The organism is Stenotrophomonas sp. STEN147 (assembly GCF_056757995.1).
Genome location: NZ_JBRRCG010000019.1, coordinates 50,596 through 72,161 on the forward strand (window position 1 = coordinate 50,596; position 21,566 = coordinate 72,161).

The 21,566-nt window shown below is 67.2% G+C and carries 19 protein-coding genes; 9 read left to right on the top strand and 10 right to left on the bottom strand.

The features are described 5' to 3' along the window. Positions 1-67 precede the first annotated feature (67 nt). Positions 68-592, top strand: a complete 525-nt coding sequence (locus ACVOKU_RS16155; RefSeq protein WP_481560374.1) for a hypothetical protein — start codon at positions 68-70, stop codon at positions 590-592. 3 nt (positions 593-595) lie between these two features. On the opposite strand, the gene hmgA is transcribed toward ACVOKU_RS16155, so the two are convergent. Both hmgA and hppD read right to left on the bottom strand, forming a co-directional pair. Next, on the bottom strand, positions 596-1,894 hold the full coding sequence (gene hmgA, locus ACVOKU_RS16160; RefSeq protein ID WP_065174368.1) for a homogentisate 1,2-dioxygenase: 1,299 nt from the start codon (positions 1,892-1,894) through the stop codon (positions 596-598). An 83-nt stretch (positions 1,895-1,977) separates the two neighbouring features. Then, positions 1,978-3,090 (bottom strand): 4-hydroxyphenylpyruvate dioxygenase, encoded by a 1,113-nt coding sequence (gene hppD, locus ACVOKU_RS16165; RefSeq protein WP_481560375.1) that lies wholly within the window; start codon positions 3,088-3,090, stop codon positions 1,978-1,980. A 129-nt stretch (positions 3,091-3,219) separates the two neighbouring features. On the opposite strand from hppD, the gene ACVOKU_RS16170 reads away from it, so the two are divergent. Further along, positions 3,220-3,714, top strand: coding sequence for a MarR family winged helix-turn-helix transcriptional regulator (locus ACVOKU_RS16170; RefSeq protein ID WP_065174367.1), 495 nt, complete (start codon positions 3,220-3,222; stop codon positions 3,712-3,714). Positions 3,715-3,757: 43 nt separating this feature from the next. On the opposite strand, the gene ACVOKU_RS16175 is transcribed toward ACVOKU_RS16170, so the two are convergent. The 4 genes from ACVOKU_RS16175 to ACVOKU_RS16190 form a co-directional block, all read right to left on the bottom strand. After that, positions 3,758-4,897, bottom strand: coding sequence for a hypothetical protein (locus ACVOKU_RS16175; RefSeq protein ID WP_481560376.1), 1,140 nt, complete (start codon positions 4,895-4,897; stop codon positions 3,758-3,760). Between the two features lie 131 nt (positions 4,898-5,028). After that, positions 5,029-5,628, bottom strand: coding sequence for a thioredoxin family protein (locus tag ACVOKU_RS16180; RefSeq protein ID WP_053519849.1), 600 nt, complete (start codon positions 5,626-5,628; stop codon positions 5,029-5,031). Between the two features lie 16 nt (positions 5,629-5,644). Further along, entirely contained in the window at positions 5,645-7,144 is a 1,500-nt protein-coding gene (locus ACVOKU_RS16185) for a peptide MFS transporter (RefSeq protein ID WP_053519850.1), read from the bottom strand. A 179-nt stretch (positions 7,145-7,323) separates the two neighbouring features. Then, on the bottom strand, positions 7,324-8,199 hold the full coding sequence (locus tag ACVOKU_RS16190; RefSeq protein ID WP_053519851.1) for a tryptophan 2,3-dioxygenase: 876 nt from the start codon (positions 8,197-8,199) through the stop codon (positions 7,324-7,326). A gap of 335 nt (positions 8,200-8,534) precedes the next feature. On the opposite strand from ACVOKU_RS16190, the gene pdhA reads away from it, so the two are divergent. The 4 genes from pdhA to ACVOKU_RS16210 are packed head-to-tail and all read left to right on the top strand — an operon-like array spanning position 8,535 to position 12,414. Then, positions 8,535-9,617, top strand: coding sequence for a pyruvate dehydrogenase (acetyl-transferring) E1 component subunit alpha (gene pdhA / locus ACVOKU_RS16195; protein ID WP_074900041.1), 1,083 nt, complete (start codon positions 8,535-8,537; stop codon positions 9,615-9,617). Then, complete coding sequence (locus tag ACVOKU_RS16200; RefSeq protein ID WP_053519853.1) at positions 9,610-10,677, top strand: alpha-ketoacid dehydrogenase subunit beta; 1,068 nt, start codon at positions 9,610-9,612, stop codon at positions 10,675-10,677. The genes pdhA and ACVOKU_RS16200 overlap by 8 nt, the downstream gene beginning before the upstream one ends. Before the next feature lies 1 nt (position 10,678). Continuing rightward, positions 10,679-11,032, top strand: coding sequence for an SH3 domain-containing protein (locus ACVOKU_RS16205; RefSeq protein WP_053519854.1), 354 nt, complete (start codon positions 10,679-10,681; stop codon positions 11,030-11,032). Further along, positions 11,029-12,414 carry a dihydrolipoamide acetyltransferase family protein gene (locus tag ACVOKU_RS16210; RefSeq protein ID WP_279941871.1) on the top strand — a complete coding sequence of 462 codons (1,386 nt, stop codon included), beginning with the start codon at positions 11,029-11,031 and terminating at the stop codon, positions 12,412-12,414. The genes ACVOKU_RS16205 and ACVOKU_RS16210 overlap by 4 nt, the downstream gene beginning before the upstream one ends. 170 nt (positions 12,415-12,584) lie before the next feature. Here ACVOKU_RS16210 and ACVOKU_RS16215 read toward each other — a convergent pair whose 3' ends face one another. The 3 genes from ACVOKU_RS16215 to ACVOKU_RS16225 all read right to left on the bottom strand — a co-directional run bounded on the left by ACVOKU_RS16215 (position 12,585) and on the right by ACVOKU_RS16225 (position 14,436). Then, entirely contained in the window at positions 12,585-12,971 is a 387-nt protein-coding gene (locus ACVOKU_RS16215; RefSeq protein ID WP_481560377.1) for a VOC family protein, read from the bottom strand. 122 nt (positions 12,972-13,093) lie between these two features. Further along, on the bottom strand, positions 13,094-13,801 hold the full coding sequence (locus tag ACVOKU_RS16220; protein ID WP_481560378.1) for a helix-turn-helix transcriptional regulator: 708 nt from the start codon (positions 13,799-13,801) through the stop codon (positions 13,094-13,096). Then, entirely contained in the window at positions 13,801-14,436 is a 636-nt protein-coding gene (locus tag ACVOKU_RS16225; protein WP_481560379.1) for a Rossmann-fold NAD(P)-binding domain-containing protein, read from the bottom strand. The genes ACVOKU_RS16220 and ACVOKU_RS16225 overlap by 1 nt, the downstream gene beginning before the upstream one ends. 105 nt (positions 14,437-14,541) lie before the next feature. On the opposite strand from ACVOKU_RS16225, the gene ACVOKU_RS16230 reads away from it, so the two are divergent. Further along, the gene (locus tag ACVOKU_RS16230) at positions 14,542-16,080 is read left to right on the top strand and encodes a GGDEF domain-containing protein (RefSeq protein WP_481560380.1); all 1,539 of its coding nucleotides are present in this window, start codon (positions 14,542-14,544) and stop codon (positions 16,078-16,080) included. Positions 16,081-16,132: 52 nt separating this feature from the next. On the opposite strand, the gene ACVOKU_RS16235 is transcribed toward ACVOKU_RS16230, so the two are convergent. Continuing rightward, on the bottom strand, positions 16,133-17,059 hold the full coding sequence (locus ACVOKU_RS16235; RefSeq protein ID WP_053519860.1) for a DUF808 domain-containing protein: 927 nt from the start codon (positions 17,057-17,059) through the stop codon (positions 16,133-16,135). Between the two features lie 210 nt (positions 17,060-17,269). On the opposite strand from ACVOKU_RS16235, the gene ACVOKU_RS16240 reads away from it, so the two are divergent. Further along, complete coding sequence (locus tag ACVOKU_RS16240; protein ID WP_481560381.1) at positions 17,270-18,913, top strand: ABC1 kinase family protein; 1,644 nt, start codon at positions 17,270-17,272, stop codon at positions 18,911-18,913. Between the two features lie 243 nt (positions 18,914-19,156). Beyond that, positions 19,157-21,262, top strand: a complete 2,106-nt coding sequence (locus ACVOKU_RS16245) for a phosphoglycerol transferase I (protein ID WP_481560382.1) — start codon at positions 19,157-19,159, stop codon at positions 21,260-21,262. The last annotated feature ends 304 nt before the right edge of the window (positions 21,263-21,566 follow it).

The window sequence follows — 21,566 nt, forward strand, 5'->3', positions numbered from 1 at the left end:
TGCATTGTCATCGCTGTTTCATCGCCTTCGTTCAGGCTCGGCGTGCACCGTCCTGGCTGTCCCATCCATGCAACCGCGCAAGACCGATCTCGCCCGAACCGCGCTGCAGGCGCACCGCGCGCCGCTGGACATGCGCCAGCGCCGGTTGCTGATCCTGTGCGATGGCCAGCGCAGCGTCACCGAGCTGAGCGGGCTGATGGGCCAGGAGACGCCGGCCATGCTGATCCAGCTGATCCATGCCGGCTATCTGGAAACCGACGCCCCGCCTCCCGCGGCGGCGGCATCCGGGCGCACACCTGCCCGGCCGCAGGCACCCGCGCCTGCGGCCACGCCGATCGAACGGCGCCGCTCGCTGGTCGCCTCACGGATCTATCTGCTGGGCATCCTGGAGCTGCAGCGGCATACGCAGGCAGCGGCGCTGTTCCGCGACCTGCAGCAGGCACGTGCGCAGACCGATGTGCTGCGGGTGCTGCACTCGGCGTTGCAGGTACTGCCCGCGCTGACCTCCGAAGGCTACTGCGAACGCGTACGGCAGCGGCTGCTGGAAGTCCTGCCGCTGGAGCACTGCGACGCCTTCACCGATGCCGCATGAGGCTCATCGGAAGTTGTTGCGCAGCCCTGCCCAGCACTGCTGGTAATCGGCCTGCCGGTGCCCGGCATCAAGCGCCTGGGCGGTCGGGCGGATCACCGCGCGGGTCTCGAACATGAAGGCCATGGTGTCCTTGACCACGTCGGGCCTGGACAGATCGGCACTGGAGGCCCTGTCGAAGGTCGGTGCATCCGGTCCGTGGCCGCTCATGCAGTTGTGCAGGGAGGCGCCGCCCGGCACGAAGCCTTCGGCCTTGGCATCGTAGGCACCGTGCACCAGGCCCATGAACTCGCTGGCGATGTTGCGGTGGAACCACGGTGGCCGGAAGGTGTTCTGCGCCACCAGCCAGCGCGGCGGGAAGATGGCGAAATCCATGTTGCTGGTCCCTGCTGTGTCGCTGGGCGAATGCAGTACCAGGAAGATCGACGGGTCCGGGTGGTCGTAGCTGATCGAACCGAGAGTGTTGAAGCGGCGCAGATCGTAGCGGTACGGCGCGTAATTGCCGTGCCAGGCGACCACGTCCAGCGGCGAATGGTCGATCGGCGCGCGCCACAGGCGTCCTTCGAACTTGGCGATCAGTTCGAACTCACCGTCGAGGTCCTCGAAGGCCGCATGCGGGGTTTCAAAGTCGCGCGGATTGGCCAGGCCGTTGGCGCCGATCGGCCCCAGATCGGGCAGCTTCAGCAGGGCGCCGTAGTTCTCGCAGATGTAGCCCCGGCTCGGGCCATCAGGCAGCTCGACGCGGAAGCGCACGCCACGCGGAATCACCGCGATCTGCTGCGGTTCGATCTCGATCACGCCCAGCTCGGTCAGCAGGCGCAGTCCCCCCAGCTGGGGCACGATCAGCAGTTCGCCATCGGCATCGTAGAAGTAGCGGCCAACCATGTCCCGGTTCGCGGCATACAGATGGATGCCGACGCCGGCGTGGGCATCCGGCGAACCATTGCCGCCCATGGTGTACAGCCCTTCGACGAAGTCGGTGGGCAGTTCCGGCAGCGGCAGCGGGCTCCAGCGCAGCTGGTTCGGCGAGGCCGGCTGTGAACCGAAATCGCACTGCAGCCGCGATTGCGCGAACGGAGTGAACTCACCGTGGGTCACCGCCGGCCGGATCCGGTACAGCCAGCTGCGCCGGTTGCTGCCGCGCGGCGCGGTGAAGGCGGTGCCGGACAGCTGCTCGGCATACAGGCCATGGGCCACCTTCTGCGGCGAGTTCTGCCCGACCGGCAGCGCGCCGGCCACGGCTTCGGTGGCGAATTCGTTGCCGAAACCGGACTGGTAGCCACGGGCGGTGATGGAGGTGGACATGGGGGCTCCTGGAACGGCAAGGCCGGAACGGAAAGCCGCCGGGCATGGCCCGGCGCTACCGCTGAGGGTGCAGGTCTGAAACGTTACAGCACGCCGCGGCGGATCTGGTCGCGCTCGATGCTCTCGAACAGCGCAGTGAAGTTGCCTTCGCCGAAACCTTCATTGCCCTTGCGCTGGATGATCTCGAAGAAGATCGGGCCGATGCAGTTCTGGGTGAAGATCTGCAGCAGCTTGCGCTGGTGGGTTTCCGGATCGGCGTCGATGAGGATCTTGTTCTTCGCCAGGCGCGGCACGTCCTCGCCATGGTTCGGCACGCGCTGGTCGATCACGTCGAAGTAGGTGTCCGGCGTGTCGAGGAAATCCACACCCTGCGCACGCATCGCCTCGACGGTCTCGTAGATGTTCTCGGTGAAGCAGGCGATGTGCTGGATGCCCTCGCCCTTGTAGGCGTCCAGGTATTCGTTGATCTGGCTCTTCGGATCGGACGATTCGTTGAGCGGAATGCGCACGATGCCGTCCGGCGCGGTCATGGCCTTGGACACCAGGCCGGTCTTCAGGCCCTTGATGTCGAAGTAGCGGATCTCGCGGAAGTTGAACAGTCGCTCGTAGTAGTCCGACCACTGCTGCATGTTGCCGAAGTACAGGTTGTGGGTCAGGTGGTCGATGAAGGTCAGGCCGAAGCCCACCGGATGCTGATCGGCGCCGGCGATCGGCTCGTAGTCGCCGTCGTAGATGCTGCCGGCGCTGCCATAGCGGTCGACCAGGTACAGCATGCAGTCACCGATGCCCTTGATGACCGGCGCGCCGACCGCCTTGCTGTCCGGCTTGAAGCCGATGGCCTCGGCACCGTTGCCCAGGGCGGTCTGGTAGACCTCCTGGCCCGGCTTCTTGAATCGGATGGCGAAGCCGCAGGCGCACGGACCGTGCTTTTCGGCGAAGTCGGCAGCGAACGAATCCGGGTCTTCATTGACCAGGAAGTTGACGTCGCCCTGGCGATAGACGGTAATCGGACGCTGCTTGTGCCTGAGCACCGCCGTGAAGCCCATCCTGCGGAAGTAGTCGTGCAGCTCCTGGCCGCGGCCGGCCGGGGCAGCAAACTCGACGAACTCAAAACCATCGATGCCCATCGGGTTCTCGAAGGTGGTGACCTGCATGCCCGGATTGGGATGCGAGGAGGGCTGGACTGCGGTATTCATGGCGGGGCTCCGAATCGGTACCGCATCGGTACAAACCAGGTGCGGGCAGGTAACGACCCGGCGAGAATGCAGGGTCTGGACCCAACCCTTATAGTTACACTTGAAACCACCAGCAAGGTGCACCGCAACATGAGCCCCGCCGATCCCGCTTCGACACGCCTGCGTGCATCGCACGTCCTGCTCGACCTGGAACAGTTCCTGCCCTACCGGCTGAGCGTGCTGTCCAACCGGGTCAGCGGCAACATCGCCAAGCTGTACGGTGATCGTTACGGTCTGGCCATTCCGGAATGGCGGGTCATCACCATCCTGGCGCTGTATCCCGGGTCGTCGGCCAGCGAGGTCTCCGACCGCACGGCGATGGACAAGGTGGCGGTCAGCCGCGCGGTGGCGCGCCTGCTCGAGCGTGGCTTCATCAAGCGCGAGACCCATGGCGACGACCGTCGCCGCTCGGTCCTGGCCCTGTCGGCAGCGGGCTTCGAGGTGTACGAGACCATCGCGCCGCTGGTGATCGAGATCACCCGCAAGCTGATGTCGGTGCTGAGCGAGGAGGAGGAACAGCTGCTGGAGACGCTGATCCTGCGCCTGGCGGGCGATGGCCTGGAACGGATGGGCGAAGGCGTCTGAGGCATGCCGCCGGGGCTCGGCCCCGGTCTCGGGACAGCACGGTTCAGCTCAGGTGCTTGCGCCGCGCATGGATCCACGGCACCGCGAGTGCACCGATCGCGCCACCGGCAAAGCCGAGCGATGCGGCAACCGTGGCTGCTTCGACCGCACCGGGCAGGGCCAGCGCGGCAGCCACCAGCAGCAGCGACGGCACGCCGACGAAGGTGCCGAGGAAGAAATGCCAGCGCGGCGACCACGTGTTGAGCTGCAGCAGGCTGACCGGCTGCCATGCTTCGCCGGCTGCGTCTTCGGCCATCTTCGCCACCACCTTGCCCAGATCCACCTCGGGCAGCGCGCGTCCCTGGCGCGCGGTCGCCAGCGCCTCGGCAACGGCGTCCACGGGCGGGAAAGCGGACGGCCATGGCACCGGTGCGGGCACGCCGTAGGCCGTCAACAACGGCACGCTCAGCCACGGTGCGACCAGTGGACGCATGCGACGGCGACCGTGAACGCACCAGACCTGCGACTGGCCATGCGCGACCACGCTGTACAGCGCCAGCTCGGTGGCCGCCGGATAGCCCAGCATGGTCACCCGCGCGGCCAGGCTGTCCTGCCCCACCGCACGCAGGAAGCCCGCGCGGCTGCGCCCCTCCTGCATCCACGCCACGCCCAGCGCCCCGACCAGAAAGGCTTCGGCCACGTCCCTGCCGCCCGCAGTGGCGCGTTCGTCGCTGGCCAGGTACCACGCCAGCGACTTCGGTTCGGCCACATCCGGCAGGCCCCAACGGCTGTCGTCGCCCAGCACATGACGCACCGGCAGGCGTGCGGCCGCGGTCTCGCCACGTTCTCCCGGCTGCAGGAACGGCAGCACGCCCTGGATGAAGGTGGACAGCTCGATGGCGCGTACGCCGTTGCCCTGCCATTCCGGCGGCAGCAGGCCGGCCAGCTGGCCCTGCGACGCCAGCGCATCGAGTCGCGATTTCTGTTCCACCAGCGTCTGCACCGCGCCCTTCAGCACGACGTTGTCAGGCAGTGCGATCTGCGGCAGGCGATGGTGCGGCGGGGCCGCTTCGGGGGCACTGTCGCCGATGCCGACGTCATCCAGCAGTGCGTCCTGCGCCGGCAGGGTCACGCCCTCGCCAGCACCACCCTCGTCCAGGCTGCTGGCAGGATCGGGCAATCGTTCGGCGTGGTCGCTGTGCATGGGCGTTCCGGTAGGGTGCGTCGACGTCGGGTCGACCGGGAGCCTTGCCGGTAACGGCGTGCGTGCGATGAAATTGAGGCGGCGATGCTGGGAATGTGACGGCGCGCGCATCCGCCGGGCATGGCCCGGCGCTACCGATCAGGCGCCCACTGCTTGAGGAAGGCCATCACCTGCGCCGGCAGGTAGGTCTCGCCCCTGCGCATTGCCGCCGTTGCCTGCGGTGCCAGCAGGGTGCCGTCGGCATCGAGCACCAGCAGGTAGGGGTAGTCGCGGCCCATCTCCGGGAACTGGCCGAGGAAAGCGCTGTTGGGCTTCTCGTCGCTCTCATTGACCTTCACCCACACGTAGTGGGCATCGCGGAAACGGCGCAGGTCGCCATCCCCCTCCACGATCTGGTCCAGCGCATGACAGCGGTCGCAGCCGGCGTTGCCGACCTCGAGGATGATGCGCTTCTTGCCACGCTGGGCTTCCACCTTGGCGGTGGCCAGATCGTCAGCGGGGTCGCGGGCCGGGTCGAACTGTGCGCTGAGCCCGGCGATGGCGGCGATATCCGCCGCCACCGGGGTGTTGCCCGAGGCCACCGGTTCGCTGGGGTCAGCGACCGGTGGCTCGGTGGGACGGGTATCCAGTGGCTGCGTCGGCCCGGTGGCGGCGGGTGGCGGGGGTTGCGAACACGCGCCGATCAGCGCCGCACAGACCATCCCCATCGCACCACCGAGCTTCGTACGCATGCCAGCTACCCTCTCATCACTTGACGCCGTGCATCAGCTTGTTGATCAGCGGGGCGATCAGGAACAGCACCACGCCGGAACCGATCAGGGCCCAGAAGCCGAAGGTATACCCCTTCAGTGCCGAATCGATCGTCATGCCGCCTTCACCGCTGACGGCGCCGGCGAAGATGCCCGACAGGTTGTTGCCGATGCCGGTGGACAGGAACCAGCCACCCATGCCGAAGCCGACCAGGCGGACCGGGGCCAGCTTGGTCACCATCGACAGGCCGATCGGCGACAGGCACAGCTCACCGACGGACTGGATGACGTAGACCATGAACAGGGTCCAGAACGGGATCTTGCCGTCCACGACCATCTGCGACAGGGCAAACATCAGCAGGGCGAAGGCCGCGCCGTTGAACAGCAGGCCCAGGCCGAACTTGCGCGGGATGGACGGATTGGCCCGACCCAGGGCCACCCAGATCCAGGCGATCAGCGGCGCCAGGGTGATGATGGCCACCGAGTTCACCGACTGGAACCACGCGGTCGGGAAGGTCCAGTTGCCGAAGTCACGGTTGACGATGTTCTCGGCCAGGAAGGTGAACGAGCTGCCGGCCTGTTCGAAGAACATCCAGAACATGACGTTGAACGCGAAGATGATCAGCATGGCGATCACGCGGTCGCGCTGCACCTTGCCCTCGCGGATGCCTTCGACCAGCAGCAGCACGGCCAGCGCAGCGAACATCACGCCCAGGATCCAGGCCAGCGCGGTGGCGCCGGTCGCCAGCAGGAAGTAGGCGACCGGGATGGCCACCAGCGCGCCCACCAGCACCATCACGATGCGACCGAAGCCTTCGGCACCGGCCGGCGGTGCACCGATGCCCTTCAGGCCGGCCCGGCCGATGTAGAACCACACCAGCGAGATCAGCATGCCCACGCCGGAGGCGATGAACACGACCTTGTACGACGGCATTTCCGAGGTGCCGAACACCTTGCGGGCCAGGTACTCGGTCAGCACCGGGGCGATCATCGCGCCGATGTTGATGCCCATGTAGAAGATGGTGAAGCCCGAATCGCGGCGCTCGTCCTTCAGGCCATACAGCTTGCCGACCATGGTGGAGATGTTCGGCTTGAACAGGCCGTTGCCCACGATGATCGTGGCCAGGCCGAGCTTGAACAGATGCTCTTCCGGCAGCGAGATCATGAACAGGCCGGCCGCCATGATGATCGCGCCGGTCAGGATCGAGCGCTGGTAGCCCAGCACCCGGTCGGCCACGTAACCGCCGAAGATCGCTGCCGCGTACACCAGCGCCAGGTAGGCACCGTAGATGCGGCTGGCATCGCCCTCGCCGGCGGCGTTGCCGTTGTAGAACTGGGCGACGATGTACAGCACCAAGGCCCAGCGGATGCCGTAGAACGCAAAGCGTTCCCAGAACTCGGTCATGAACAGCATCCACAGCGGGCGCGGGTGGCCCAGCGTGGTCTTGAAGTCCGGCAGCGCCGGCTCCGGGGTGTTCGCAGTGGCGTTTACGCTCATGCGGGATTCCTGGTTCGGTGGATGACGAGCACGTCCGATGTGCAATGGAGCAACGCGCGAGGATCACCGACTTGTGGCGTTCACGTCAAATACACGCCGTTTGAGGCAGGTCCCCGCCTGCTCGCTGAACTTGCATCTGAAACGATCCAGCCGCCGGCCGGGATCCGGATGAATGGGGATCAGCCCAGCTCCGGCGGGGGCGCGGCCTGCAGTGTGGTCCGCACCTGGAACAGCTCGGGGAAGAAGGTCAGCTCCAGCGCCTGGCGCAGGAAGCCGACCCCGGACGAGCCTCCGGTACCGCGCTTGAAGCCGATCACCCGCATCACCGTACGCATGTGGCGGAACCGCCAGAGCTGGAAGGCCGTCTCCAGGTCCACCAGGTCCTCGCACAGTGAATACTCGCGCCAGTAGCGGTCGGTGTCCTGGTAGATGCGCTCGAAGACCGGCTGCAGGGCGTCGTCGGCCACGTGCGGCTGGGTCCAGTCGTGAGTCTCGTACATTGCCGGCACGGCATGGCCGAAGCGGGCCAGGTACTTCAGGAACTCCTCGTACAGGCTGGGTGCCTCCAGCACGCTCCGCAGCTGCGCCTGCCCGGCCGGATCATGCTCGAACACCTGCAGCATCTGCGCGTTCTTGTTGCCCAGCAGGAACTCGATGTACCGGTACTGCAGCGACTGGAAGCCCGAGGAGGGCCCCAGCACATCGCGGAAACCCATGTACTCGGATGGGGTCAGGGTTTCCAGCACCGACCACTGCTCGGTGAGCTGGCGCAGCACCTGCTTGCTGCGGGCCAGCACCTTGCGGCACTGCCAGACTTCATCGCGCTGCAGGAAACCGATGGCCGCGCCAAGCTCGTGCCCCAGCAGCTTCAACCACAGCTCCGACGTCTGGTGCTGGATGATGAAGAGCATCTCGTCGTGGTGCGGCGGGTTGGACAGCGGCTGCTGGGCACTGAGCAGCTGGTCCAGCCGAAGGTAGCCGCCGTAGGTCAGCCGGCCGTGCAGGTCGGTGTGGATGCCGGCTTCGAGATCGCGTTGGTTGTTGTCGACGGACATGGGCGGGACCAGATCGGGGGCGGCAAGGGTAGCGCGTTGCCGCCGCGCTGGCAGCCGGAGGCTCCATACCGGGCCGTGCGGTGAGCCGTGGATCACCCGGCAATGGCGGGCCCGCGCGTGGAACCGTTTGCGACGTTGCGCGGGCAGTCAGCCGGAGGCGTATTCTGATGCTATGCAGCAACGACTGAATACGTTGTTGTTATTGGCCCTCCACCCGCCGGCAGGGGTACAACGGGGAATCGCCGTGTTGCGCCGCAGGAAGGCTATTTCGTACGCGTTCCTTAACATGGCGATTCATATCATTTGTAACTTCTCTGTCGAAGGTGCAGTACGCGATGACGGTTGCCGCTGAATTCAAGATCGAATACCTGCAGTATCTGGATGCGGACGGCACGCTCGTCCGCAATGACCTGCCCGAATCCCTGAAGGATCCGCGCGTCCTGGTGCCGCTGTTCAAGCAGATGCTGTACGTACGCACGTTCGACAGCAAATCCATCGCCCTGCAGCGCACCGGCAAGCTGGGTACCTATGCCGCCTGCCTGGGTCACGAGGCGGCGCACGTGGGCATCGGCGCCGGCATGCGCGAAGGCGACGTGCTCGGCCCGAGCTACCGCGAGTACGGCGCGATGTTCATGCGTGGCGTGCGCCCGTACGACGTGCTGATGTACTGGGGCGGGGACGAGCGCGGCAACGACTTCACCGGCAATGCGGTGAAGGACTTCCCGTTCTGCGTGCCGATTTCCACGCAGTGCCTGCACGCTGCGGGCGCCGCGCTGAAGTTCAAGCTCAACAACGAGCAGCAGGTCGCGGTGGCGGTGTGTGGCGATGGCGGCAGCTCGAAGACCGACTTCTATGCCGCACTGAACTCTGCCGGTGCCTACAAGCTGCCGCTGATCCTGTGCATCGTCAACAACGGCTGGGCCATCTCGGTGCCGCGCTCGGCGCAGACCGGCGCCGAAACGCTGGCACAGAAGGGCCTGGCCGGCGGCCTGCACTGCCTGCAGGTGGACGGCAACGATCTGATCGCGGTGCTGGCGGCGATGGAACAGGCGCGCGAGCGCGGCCTCGCCGGCGAAGGCGGCACCGTGCTGGAACTGATGACCTACCGCCTGTCCGACCACACCACCGCCGACGACGCGCGCCGCTACCGCGACGACGCCGAAGTGAAGGATGCCTGGACCCGTGAGCCGATGCTGCGCCTGCGCAAGTACCTCACCGCCCAGGGCGTGTGGAGCGAGGACGAAGAAAAGGCCTGGGTGGAGCAGTGCGGCGCCAGGGTCGACGAGGAAGTGAACCAGTACCTCAATACCCCGGTGCAGCCGGTCGAGGCGATGTTCGACTACCTGTATGCCGATCCGCCGCCGGATCTTCTGGCCCAGCGCGCGGCCGCCATTGCCCTGGAGCAGCGCCATGGATGACATCAAGACGGGCGCTTCCGCTTCCCAGGCCAATGCCGCCGACAGCGCTGCTGTCGCCGGTGGAGACATCGCAATGACCGCTACCCCCATCACCCTGATCGAAGCCATCACCCAGGCGCTGGCCTGGGAGCTGGAACACGACCCGTCGGTGCTGGTTCTGGGCGAGGACGTGGGCGTCAACGGCGGCGTGTTCCGCGCCACCGCCGGCCTGCAGCAGCGCTTCGGTGCGCAGCGCATCCTCGACACCCCGCTGGATGAAACGACCATCGCCGGCCTCACCGTCGGGCTGGCCGCGCAGGGCATGAAGCCGGTGGCCGAAGCCCAGTTCGATGGCTTCGTCTACCCGATGGTCGACCACATCATCTGCCACGCCGCGCGCTTGCGTACCCGTACCCGTGGCCGCCTGCACTGCCCGATGGTGCTGCGCGTGCCGTGGGGCGGTGGCATCCGTGCGCCGGAACACCACAGCGAAGCCAACGAATCGATCTTCACCAACGTGCCGGGCCTGCGCGTGGTGCTGCCGTCCAGCCCGCAGCGCGCCTATGGCCTGCTGCTGGCCGCCATGCGCGATCCCGATCCGGTGATCTACATGGAGCCCAAGCGCATCTACCGCCAGTACAAGGAAGTGGTCGTCAACGACGGCGAAGCCCTGCCGCTGGACGTGTGCTTCGTGCTGCGCGACGGCACCGACGTGACCCTGGTCGCCTGGGGTGCGCAGGTGAAGGAAGCGCTGGAAGCGGCCGACAAGCTGGCTGGCGAGGGCATCAGTGCCGAAGTCATCGACGTGGCCACGCTGCGTCCGCTGGACTTCGCCACCATCGCCGAGTCGGTGTCCAAGACCGGCCGCTGCGTGATCGTGCAGGAGGCCCCGAAGACCGCGGGCTTCGGTGCGGAAATCGCCGCGCGCCTGGCCGAGGAATCGATGTACGACCTGCTGGCCCCGGTCGAGCGCGTTACCGGCTACGACACCCACATTCCGCTGTTCCGCCTGGAGATGAAGTACCTGCCGAGCGTGGACCGGATCGTGACCGCGGCCAAGCGCGCGGTGGCGGCGGGCTGACATGCGGGCCCGCCTCCTTGGGGCTTACCGCAGCCAGTATCCCAACCCGCTCCGGTTCCGCACCGGCCAGATCGTCGAAGTAGGCGTACGTGACGAGGAATGGCCGGCGTTTGCCTGGGTACGCACCAGCGATGGACGCGCCGGCTGGGCGCCCGTCGCCTGGCTGCAACTGCTGGACGACGGTCGCGCCGAAGCCCTGCGCGATTACGACGCCCGCGAGCTGGATGTGGAAAGCGGCGAGATGGTCAAGCTGCATCACGAACACGGCGGATGGTGGTGGTCCGAGCGCGCCAATGGTGCGACGGGCTGGCTGCCGGCCCGCGAACTGGAACTGCTGGAAGAGAACTGCAAATGAGCCAGACCAAGAATTTCAACCTGCCCGACCTGGGCGAAGGCCTGCCGGACGCGACCATCGTCGAGTGGTTCGTGAAGGAAGGCGATGTGATCAAGCTGGACGAGCCGCTGGTGTCGATGGAGACCGCCAAGGCCGTGGTGGAAGTGCCGTCGCCGGTCTCCGGCAAGGTGCTGAAGCTGTCCGGTGCGGCCGGCGACATCATTCCGACCGGCTCGGTGCTGGCCAGCTTCGAGATCGACCCGAACCTGCCGCAGCGTGCCGATGGCCAGGACACCGGCCACAGCCACGGCCATGCCCCGGCACCGGCTGCGGCCGCAGCACCGACCCCGCCGCCGCTGCCGACTCCGGCACCGGCCGCCGCCGAGGACGCCAAGGCCGAGCGCGATGACGCCGGCACGGTGGTCGGCGCGATGCAGAGCTCCAATGCCGTGCACACCGAGCAGGCGCTGGCCGTCGGTGGCGTCAAGGCCGTACCGGCGGTGCGTGCGATGGCGCGCAAGCTGGGCGTGGACCTGAGCCGCGTGCGCGCCACCGGCAGCGATGGCGCGGTGACCATGGCCGACGTCAAGCAGGCCGCCGCCAACGGCACCGCCAAGCTCGGCGCCGCGCCGGCACCGGCTGCCGCTGCGGCCTATGCCGCGCCGGCCCCGGCGCAGGTGTCTGCGCCGGTACAGAACGAAGCCCGCACCTCCTTGTCTGCGGCGGGCAAGCCGATGCGCACGCAGCCGCCGGGCGTGGTCGCCAAGGGCCAGCCGGAACCGCTGAAGGGCGTGCGCCGGAACATGGCGCGGGTGATGGCCGATGCGCACAGCAAGGTTGTACCGACCACGCTCAACGACGACGCCGACATCCATGCCTGGCTGCCCGGCAACGACGTCACCGCCCGCCTGGTGCGTGCCATCGTGGTTGCCGCGCAGAAGGTGCCGGCGATGAACGCCTGGTTCGATGGCGAAGCGCTGACCCGCACCCTGCACGCGCAGGTGGACATCGGCATCGCCGTGGACACCGACGACGGCCTGTTCGTGCCGGCCCTGCGCAACGCCGACATGCTGGATGCCCGTGGCATCCGCGAGGGCGTGAACCGCCTGCGCGAGCAGGTGGAAGCGCGCTCGATCGCGGCCTCGGAACTGAGTGGCTACACCATCTCGCTGTCCAACTTCGGCATGTTCGCCGGCCGCTACGCGACCCCGGTCGTGGTGCCGCCGTGCGTGGCCATCGTCGGTGCCGGCCGTGCCCGCCATCAGATGACCCCGGTGATGGGCGGCGTGGAAGCGCACAAGGTCATCCCGCTGTCGGTCACCTTCGACCACCGCGCGGCCACCGGCGGTGAAGCTGCCCGCTTCCTGCGCGCGATGATGGACGACCTGGCCCTGGCCAGCTGATCGACGACCCATCTCTGAAACACAGGAAACGCCGGGCAGTGCCCGGCGTTTTTTGTGCGCGCTCTACGGTAGAGCCGAGCCCATGCTCGGCAGCTTCTTGCTGGTCAACCGAAGGTGGGCGGAACCACATCCGGGAACAGCGGAACCGGCAGGTACCGGCTCCCCTCATTTCAACCGCGCGCGGGCAGGCCCTCGGCGCGGCTGTACACACGCAGGCGGTGACCATCCGGATCAACACCCACGAAGGTGTGCCCGAATTCCAGGGTGACCGGGGCCTGCACGATCTGCACGCCGAGTGCGCGCCACGCGTCGTGCATCTGCTGTACAGCCTCCGGGTTGGCGACCACCATCGCCAGTTCCGCGGCGCCGGCCTGCGCGGACACCGGCGGTTGCACGTCATCGCGCTGCCACAGGCCGAGTGCGGCGCCGTCGCCGAGCAGGAACAGGGCAAAGCCGGGCGACTGCTCGATGGGAGGTGTGCCGAGGATGCCGCTGTAGAAGGTGGCGCTGGCGGCGACATCGCTTGCGTACTGCAGCAGGGTGCTGGGCCTGAACATGGGGACGCTCCGTTGTTGGGAGCCTTCATGGTGGTACCGCCCTGCTGACAGATTCTGTCAGCAACATCGCGCCTGTTCGCCCGCTGTTCGCCAAGCTCGAAGGCCGTCGAGCAAGCCCGATGCTACGAACGATCCAACCAGTCAGGTGCGATGCCCTGGGCCTTCTGCCAGCGCCGCAGCAGGGTGGCGCGTGGCACGTGATAACGGTCCTCCAGCGCGCGCACCTGGCGGATGCGGTCCAGCCGGAAGTGGCGGAAGTCTTCGCGGCTCTCGCACCACGCTGCCAGCATCGGAACTTCGTCGAAGTAGCCCAGCGCGAAGGGCCAGACGATGCGCTCGCTGCGCTGGCCGTGCGCATCTTCGTAGCCGAACTTCAGGCGCTGCTGTGCGCTCACGGCTTCGCGCACCGCCTGGAGCCGGGCCGCCGGCACCTTGGCCACTGTTCGTGAAGGGCCCACGCGCAGACCGCTGTCACGCAGTGCCTCGCGGCGGGCGGCGGGCAACACATGCGCGATGCGCGCCAACGCATCACGGGCAGCCTCGGCCAGCGCCGGCTCGGTGCGGGCCGCAACCCAGCGCAGGCCGAGCACCAGCGCGTCGATCTCGGCCGGTGGCAGGGTCATCGGCGGCAGCGTGTCGCTTGGCGCGAGCTGGTAGCCGACGCCCGCCTCACCGCGCAGGTCAGCGCCCTGCCCGCGCAGCGTCTCGATGTCGCGGTACAGCGTACGCAGGCTGATACCCAGCGCATCGGCCAGCACCTGCCCGGCCACCGGCCGTCGATGGCGGCGCAGCAGCTGCAGCAGCTGGGTCAGGCGCAGCGCACGCGACATCAGCCGACCAGTGCGCTTGATGTCACCACGTGCTCACCCGGCTGCGGGGCCAGCGCGGCCCCGATCAATGCCTTGGCGATTTCGCTGGCTGGATTGATCCGCCATGCCCGCGGCAGTGCCGGACCCAGTGCACCGAGCACCGCCAGTGCGAAACGCTCACCACGACGGACCTCGGTGCGCTCGCCGCCGATCAGTCCAGGCCGCACCAGGGTCAGCGAGGCGAAGCCCAGCGCGCGCAGATCACGCTCCAGCTCGCCCTTCACCCGGCTGTAGAAGATCGACGACTGCGGATTGGCACCGGCGGCGGAATTCAATACATAGGTCTTCGCGCCCTGTGCCTGTGCGAGGCGGGCGAACGCCAGCGGATAGTCATGGTCGATGCGGTGGAAGGCCTCGCGGCTGCCGGCCTGGGCGATGGTGCTGCCCAGCGCGCAGATGACGGCGTCCACGCGCGCCCACTCAGGCGAGGCCGGCAACGCGTCAAAGGCCAGCACCGGGTTCTCCAGCTTCCCATGGGTCAACGCCAGCGGACGCCGGGTGGGCGCGATCACGGCGCGGCAGCGCGGGTCGTCCAGCAGCCCGGGCAGGGTCAGCCCGCCGACCAGGCCGGTCGCCCCCAGCAACATCACGCGCATCACCACCTCCCGTGCGGCATCCTGTCGCCCATCCTAGCCGTTCAAGCCATCGGCAGCCGCGCCGATATGCTGGAACCAGACCCTGCCAGCCCCAGGATTCGCTCCATGACGGACCACCCCGACCCGCGCCCCGCCCCCGGCACCGCCCTCGGTCCGCCGGCACGCGTGCGCGCCGTGGCCGACACGGGTGAGGGCGAGCGCGTGGTCCTGCAGGGCGGCAGCAGCGCAAGCCTGCAACGGCTCTTTGCCGGTGCCGATGCGCCGGAGCCGCTGCTGGCCGCGTTCGCCAATGGCATGGCGACGCTGCCGGGCGAACTGGGCGACATGGGTGATCGCCTGCAGTCGGCGCAGGCCAGCGCCGACTGGCCACGCTACGGGCGGGCGATGCGGCAACTGATCGACAAGTACATCCGCACCATCGACCAGCATTCACCGGATGGGCAGCCCGACAGCCTGCGCCTGTCCGAACAGCTGCGCCTGCTGCTGGGCGGCGCGGTAGTGGCGCTGCTGCAGCACGACCCGGACCTGCGCGAGCAGGCGCAGGCGCTGTCCCTTCGCCTGCGCCACTGGCAGCCGGGCAGCGCCCTGGAGCCGATCGAGCAGGGTGTGCGCGAGCTCGGCCATCAGATCGGCGTGCGTGCCGGCAGCTGGCAGGAACAGCAGGCGCTGCTGCTGGAGCTGTTCGCACTGCTGCTGGAGAATGTGAGCGAACTGCTGGACGATCGCAGCTGGCTGCAGGGCCAGATCGCGGCGGTGCGGCAACTGCTGTCCGGCCCGCTGCAGGCCGAGGCCGTTGAACGAACGCGTGCCGAGCTGCGCGAGGTGATCTACCGGCAGGGCCTGCTGCGCCAGGGCATCGACGACTCCAAGGCGGCGATGCGCGGACTGATGGGGGATTTCATCGAACGCATGGATGGCATGGCCACCAGCACCGGTGAATACCATGACCGTATCGGTAGCTACGCACTGCAGCTGCGCGAGGCGCGCAGCATCGCCGATCTGAACCAGCTGCTGCAGGAGGTGATGCGCGATACCGGCAAAGTGCAGCAGCAGGCCGCGCAGGCACGCGACCACCTGGCTGCCGCACGGCTGGACGTGGAGCGCGCTGAACAACGCATCGCCGAGCTGGAACAGGAACTGCGCATGGCCGGCGACCTCGCGCGCATCGATCCGCTGACCCAGGCACTGAACCGCCGGGGCCTGGACGAACTGCTGCAGCGCGAGCTGGCGCGCGCCGAACGCAACAACACGCCGCTGGGCGTGGCGGTGATCGATCTGGATGACTTCCACCAGACCAACAACGCGCATGGTCACGCCGGCGGTGACGCGCTGCTGCAGCACATGGTGGCGGTGTGCAGGCTGCTGCTGCGCGCCACCGATGGCATCGCGCGGCTGGGCGGCGACGAGTTCGTGCTGGTGCTGCCGGAGACCCCCGGTGCGGACAGCATGGCCACCGTGCAGCGCCTGCAGCGCTCACTGGCGCATCGGGTACTGACCGTGCAGGACCGGCGCGTGCCGGTGCATTTCAGTGCCGGACTGGCGCAATGGCAGCCCGGCGATGACAGCGAGGCGCTGCTGCGACGGGCCGACGAGGCGCTGTACGCGGCCAAGCGGCAGGGCAAGAACCGCGTGCAGGCGGGCTGAAGCGCTCCGCCGGGCATGGCCCGGCGCTACCGCCGCCCGTCCGGCGACGCGGCTACTTCCCGCGCAGCTTCTGGATGCCGGTCACCGCCGCCAGCACGATGGCGCCAGCGACGATACCCACCACCATGTTGGCAACCGCGCCGATCAGCCAGCCCCACTGGCCCTGGCCACCGAGCGCCTGCACCGCGTGGTGCAGCGCCGGCACGTTGTGCACCAGAATGCCGCCGCCGACCAGAAACATGGCCACGGTGCCGGCGATCGACAGGAACTTCATCAACCACGGCGCCGATGCGACCAGGCCGCGTCCGAACGCTGCGACCGCTCCGCCCTTACGCGAGAGGTACAGGCCCGCGTCGTCCAGCTTGACGATGCCGGCAACCAGTCCGTAGACGAACACCGTCATCGCCAATGCGACCACCACCAGGGTGAGCACCTGCTGGGAGAACGAGGCGGCGGCAACCACGCCCAGTGTCAGGACGATGATCTCGGCAGAGAGGATGAAGTCGGTACGGATCGCACCTTTCACCTTGTCCTTCTCCCACGCCACCATGTCCACCTGCGCATCGGCCAGCGCCCTGCGCCGCTCGGCCTGGTGCTCGGCGTCCTCGTCCGCCGAATGCAGGAAACGGTGCGCCAGCTTTTCCACCCCCTCGAAGCACAGGAATGCGCCACCGATCATCATCAAGGGCACGATCAGCGGCACGTTCCAGCCACGACCATGCAGCCAGGCTTCCAGGGCGCTGATCGCCAGCGCCGCCGGAACCAGGATCACCTTGTTGAGCAGCGAGCCTTTGGCCACCGCCCAGACCACCGGCAGTTCACGGTTGGCGGAAACACCGGTGACCTGCTGTGCGTTCAGCGCCAGGTCGTCGCCAAGCACACCGGCCGTCTTCTTCGCGGCCACCTTGGTCAGGATCGAGACGTCATCGAGCAGCGTCGCGATATCGTCGAGCAGGGCAAACAGGCTGGCACCGGCCATGGGGGTTCCAGGAGGGAGGATGGACGGATTCTGACCGATCCAACGGCCCGGGAGGAAGTGGATTCACCGCGTGCCTACCCTGCCCCGGCCAGACTGGCGAGGTGATCCCGTTCCGCCGGGCATGGCCCGGCACTACCGGTCGTTGTCCACAAGGAGTGCCGTTTGAACAATCCGCCCACCGCCACTGGCAATCCACCGCTGGTCAAAGGCATGAGCCGACGCAGCCAGATCCTGCGCCTGCTGATGCGCTACCGTCATTCGGGGGTGTTCTCCGGCATGAACCTGGACGCAGCCGGCAGCCAGGCCGAGGTCCCGGCCGACGGCAATCCCGAGCAGTTCGTCAGTGACCTGGAAGCGCTGGGGCCGACGTTCGTCAAGCTGGGCCAGATGCTGTCCACACGTCCAGACATGGTGCCGGTGGAGTTCGCCACGGCACTGGAGCGCATGCAGGAGAAGGTGGCCGAGATTCCGGTCGAACGCATCCATGCCATCGTCGAGCAGGAGCTGGGGGCACCGGTGAGCAAGCTGTTCGCGGCCTTCGACCCCGAGCCGCTGGGCTGCGCCTCGATCGCCCAGGTCCATCGTGCGGTGATGCATGACGGCCGGCAGGTCGCGGTGAAGGTGCAGAAGCCGGAGGTCGCCGCGCAGCTGCGTTCGGATCTGGAAGCGTTGCGCAGCTTCGCTCTTGCCGCCGATCACCTGACCCAGGTCGGCCGCCGGGTGCGGCTGCGCGACTGGCTCAACGAGTTCGCCAAGACCCTGATGCAGGAGCTGGATTACCACGCCGAGGCCGAGAACCTGGCCCGCTTCGGCCGCCATCTGCGGCCCTTCCGGCGCCTGTGGGTCCCGCAGCCGATCTGGGATTACAGCAGCCAGCGCGTGCTGACCATGGAACTGGCCACCGGCGTACGCGTGGACGCGATACCCGGCGTACGCCGTACCGAGCAGTCGATGGACCCGTTGGCAGCCGCGCTGATCCGGGGCTACCTGGACCAGATCTTCGTGCATGGCGAGATCCACGCCGATCCCCATCCGGGCAACCTGCGGGTGATGCCCGATGGTCGCCTCGCCATCTTCGATCTGGGCATGGTCGCGCACATGCCACCGCGCCTGCGCGAGCGCCTGCTGAAGATCCTGTTCGCCGCCGTCGATGGCCGCGGCGAAGAAGTGGCGGACGATCTGATCAGCATCAGCACCCGGCTGGAAGCCTTCGACGAGGAGCGTTACCTGCGCGAGACCGGCCAGTTGATCGCGCGCTATGCCGCCAGCGGCAATTTCTCCGAGGGACGCGTGGTGCTGGACATGGTGCGCATCGCCACGGCCTGTGGATTGCGTACGCCGCCGGAACTGAGCCTGCTGGGCAAGGCGCTGCTGAACCTGGAGACGGTCTGCCGCCTGCTCGCGCCCGAACTGGACACGCGCCGCATCGTCGAACGCCAGCTGCAGCATGTGATGCGCGCGCGCCTGAAGAAGTCGCTGTCGGCCGCCAACCTCGCCAGCGAGGCGATGGAGTTGCAGCAGCTGCTGCGTGATGGGCCGCGCAAGCTGTCGGACATCATGGCCCTGCTGGCCGAGAACCGCCTGCAGATGAAGGTGACCGGGCTGGAGGAATCACGGCTGATGGAGAATCTGCAGAAGATCGCCAACCGCGTAGCGGCGGGCATCATCAGCGCAGCGCTGATTCTCGCCGCATCGCTGATGATGAAGCTTAATACCGGCTGGCATGTGTTCGGTTACCCGGCGATCGCGCTGGTGCTGATGCTGATCGGCGTGGCGTTGGGGCTGGGCATCGTGACCAGTGCATTGCTGTTTGATCGTCGTGCGCGCGCACGCGAGGAGCGCGGGCACCGCTAGTGCATTGGTGAAACACTCGTATTCATGCGCTTTTTAATGCAATCCAACGCAGCATTTCACGCTCGTTTTACCTTGTGAGCGCGATTGCGCGCGCGGCGTTTCAACAAACATTTCAGTCAGGTTCGTGCATGCACTATCGGGTCATCGGCCTGTCATGCACACATGCTAGCGGCAGCGCCGGTCGAATGGACACGCGTCGGTACGACGTCCATCGCACCACCCCGTTCACTGCCGAAGCCGCCTATGCTCTGGATCCTTCTGCTGTCGTTGTTGCTACTGGCCTGGCTGTTCCTCGCTTCCGACAAATGGATGTGGTGGAAGGCCGGTTCGTTCTCACTGCTGTTGCTGGCGCTCAGCACGTGGTGGCTGATCGACAAGCTCTCCGGTGACGGACTCAACGCCGCCACGCTGTACCACCTGGGTGCGGACATGGAGGGTGCCGGCGTCGCCGACTTCAAGGGCTACATCGCCGGCTTCATCGTGCTGGCCCTGGTTTCGCTGCTGCCGCTGTTCGCTACGCGGGTCCGCCGCTGGCATCGGCCCGGGCGGGGAGCGGCCTGGTTCGCCGGCTTCGCCGTCGCATGGGTGGTCACGCTCATGGTCAGTCCGCTGGCGCGCGACGGCCAGCGTCTTTACCAGCAGCTGCGACCGGTGGATTTCGCGCGCATCGCACCGGAGTACCAGGTGCCGACCCAGCCGTTGCAGCGGCCGCGCAACATCGTCTGGATCTACGGCGAAAGCCTTGAACGCACTTATCTGGACGAGAACGTGTTCCCCGGGTTGATGCCCAACCTCAATCGTCTGGCCGCCAGGTCGTTGGATGTGCGCGGCCTGGCATCGGCCGAAGGCAGTGGCTGGACCATCGCCGGGCTGGTGGCATCGATGTGCGGCGTGCCGCTGACCACCTCGCAGGGTGATGAGAACAGCATGGACCGGATGGGCAGCTTCCTGCCCAAGGCCGTGTGCCTGGGCGACTACCTGAAGCAGCAGGGCTACACCAACCATTATCTGGGCGGCGCCAACGGCCAGTTCGCCGGCAAGGGCCAGTTCCTGGCCAGTCACGGCTTCGACGAAGTACATGATCTGGCGTGGTTCAAGCAGCAGAAGAAGATCGGGCGCATTCACTACTCTGCATGGGGCGTACACGACGACGTGCTGCTGGACACCGCCTACCAGCGCTTCGAGCAGCTCTCGCGCGTCGGCGCACCGTTCATGCTGACCACGCTGACCATGGACACGCACCATCCCGCAGGCCACCTGCCGGTGTCGTGCAAGGGCGAACGCTACCAGAGCCAGTACGGCAACATCGGCCTGCTGAACGCGCTCAAATGCACCGACCGCCTGATCTCGCAGTTGGTCCGGCGCATCCAGGCCAGTCCGTACGGCAAAGACACGCTGATCGTGATCGCCTCGGACCATCTGGCGATGCCCAACGACCTCAGTCACGTCCTGGCCAGGCAGAAGCGCGAGAACCTGCTGTTGTTCCTCGGTGATGGCGTAGCGCCGCGCCAGCTGGCGGCGGAGAACGGCTCGACGCTGGATTCCGGCGCCACCCTGCTGGGCCTGCTCGATCCGGGCCTGCGCACGATGGGCTTCGGCCGCTCGCTGCTGGACCAAACGCGCGCCCCCAGTGCCAGCGTCGCCGCGCGTCGCGATGGCGGCCGCGATTACCCGCAGTACCTGGCATTCGCCCGGTCGCTGTGGCTGGGCGAACCGACCCGCGAACTGAGGATCGACAACGACGACCAGGTGGTGGTGGGCATGCAGCACGTGCAGCCGCCGGTCCTGCTGGAGTACGACAAGGACTGGGGCCTGAAGTCGGTGTATCTGGAGAACACGTCCCGCCAGTTCGACGATGCCGATCCGGACAACACCCTGGCCTATGTGGATCGCTGTACCGCATTCGAGGATGGGTCGGCCGACGGCGACTGGTGCGCCTTGCTGGTGAACCGCGACAACGGCATCAAGCTGTACCGCGACGACGACCTGCGTGGTGGCATCGCGGTGGACGCGCCGCTGGATGCGTTCCAGGGCCCGCGCCCGAGCGTACGCCAGGCCCACATGATCACCCAGAAGGGCCGCCGCACCCGCGCCGGCCAGTACATGCTGCAGCTGGTGGCAAGCACGCGCCCGGATCGCGGTTTCTGGATCGAGGCCGTGTCATCGCAGCGCAAGGTGGTGCTGGCCCAGCAGTGGGTGCAGCCTGATGCCGACGGCAAGATCAATGTGTCCTTCGGACTGGATCATGAAGTGGACGATCTGGAGATCCGCGCCTGGTTGAATCACGCCGAGAAGCTGGCCGTGGATACCTTCGCGCTGGTGCCTTCGCGCAGCCGACCGCGGGGATAGGGTTTTCTGCAGGGCTGCGCCCTGCACCTGCTACGAGCTGAAGCAAAGGCAACAGCAACAGCGCGCATTCCGTGGGATGGCGGGGCGGTTTCCGGCAGGTGTGGGTAGGTGTCGACCTTGGTCGACACTTCTGCCAGATATCGAAAGCAATCTGGGGTCAGATCCGTTTTCCGCAGGAAAACGGATCTGACCCCAAAGGCAATTCCAGCAGATCGCGGAGATCTGTCGAAGGCGGGGTGGGTCCGGTTGCGGGGGCGTGAGCCGCATGGATGCGGCGACCGAGCTTACATGGACGTACTTGCAG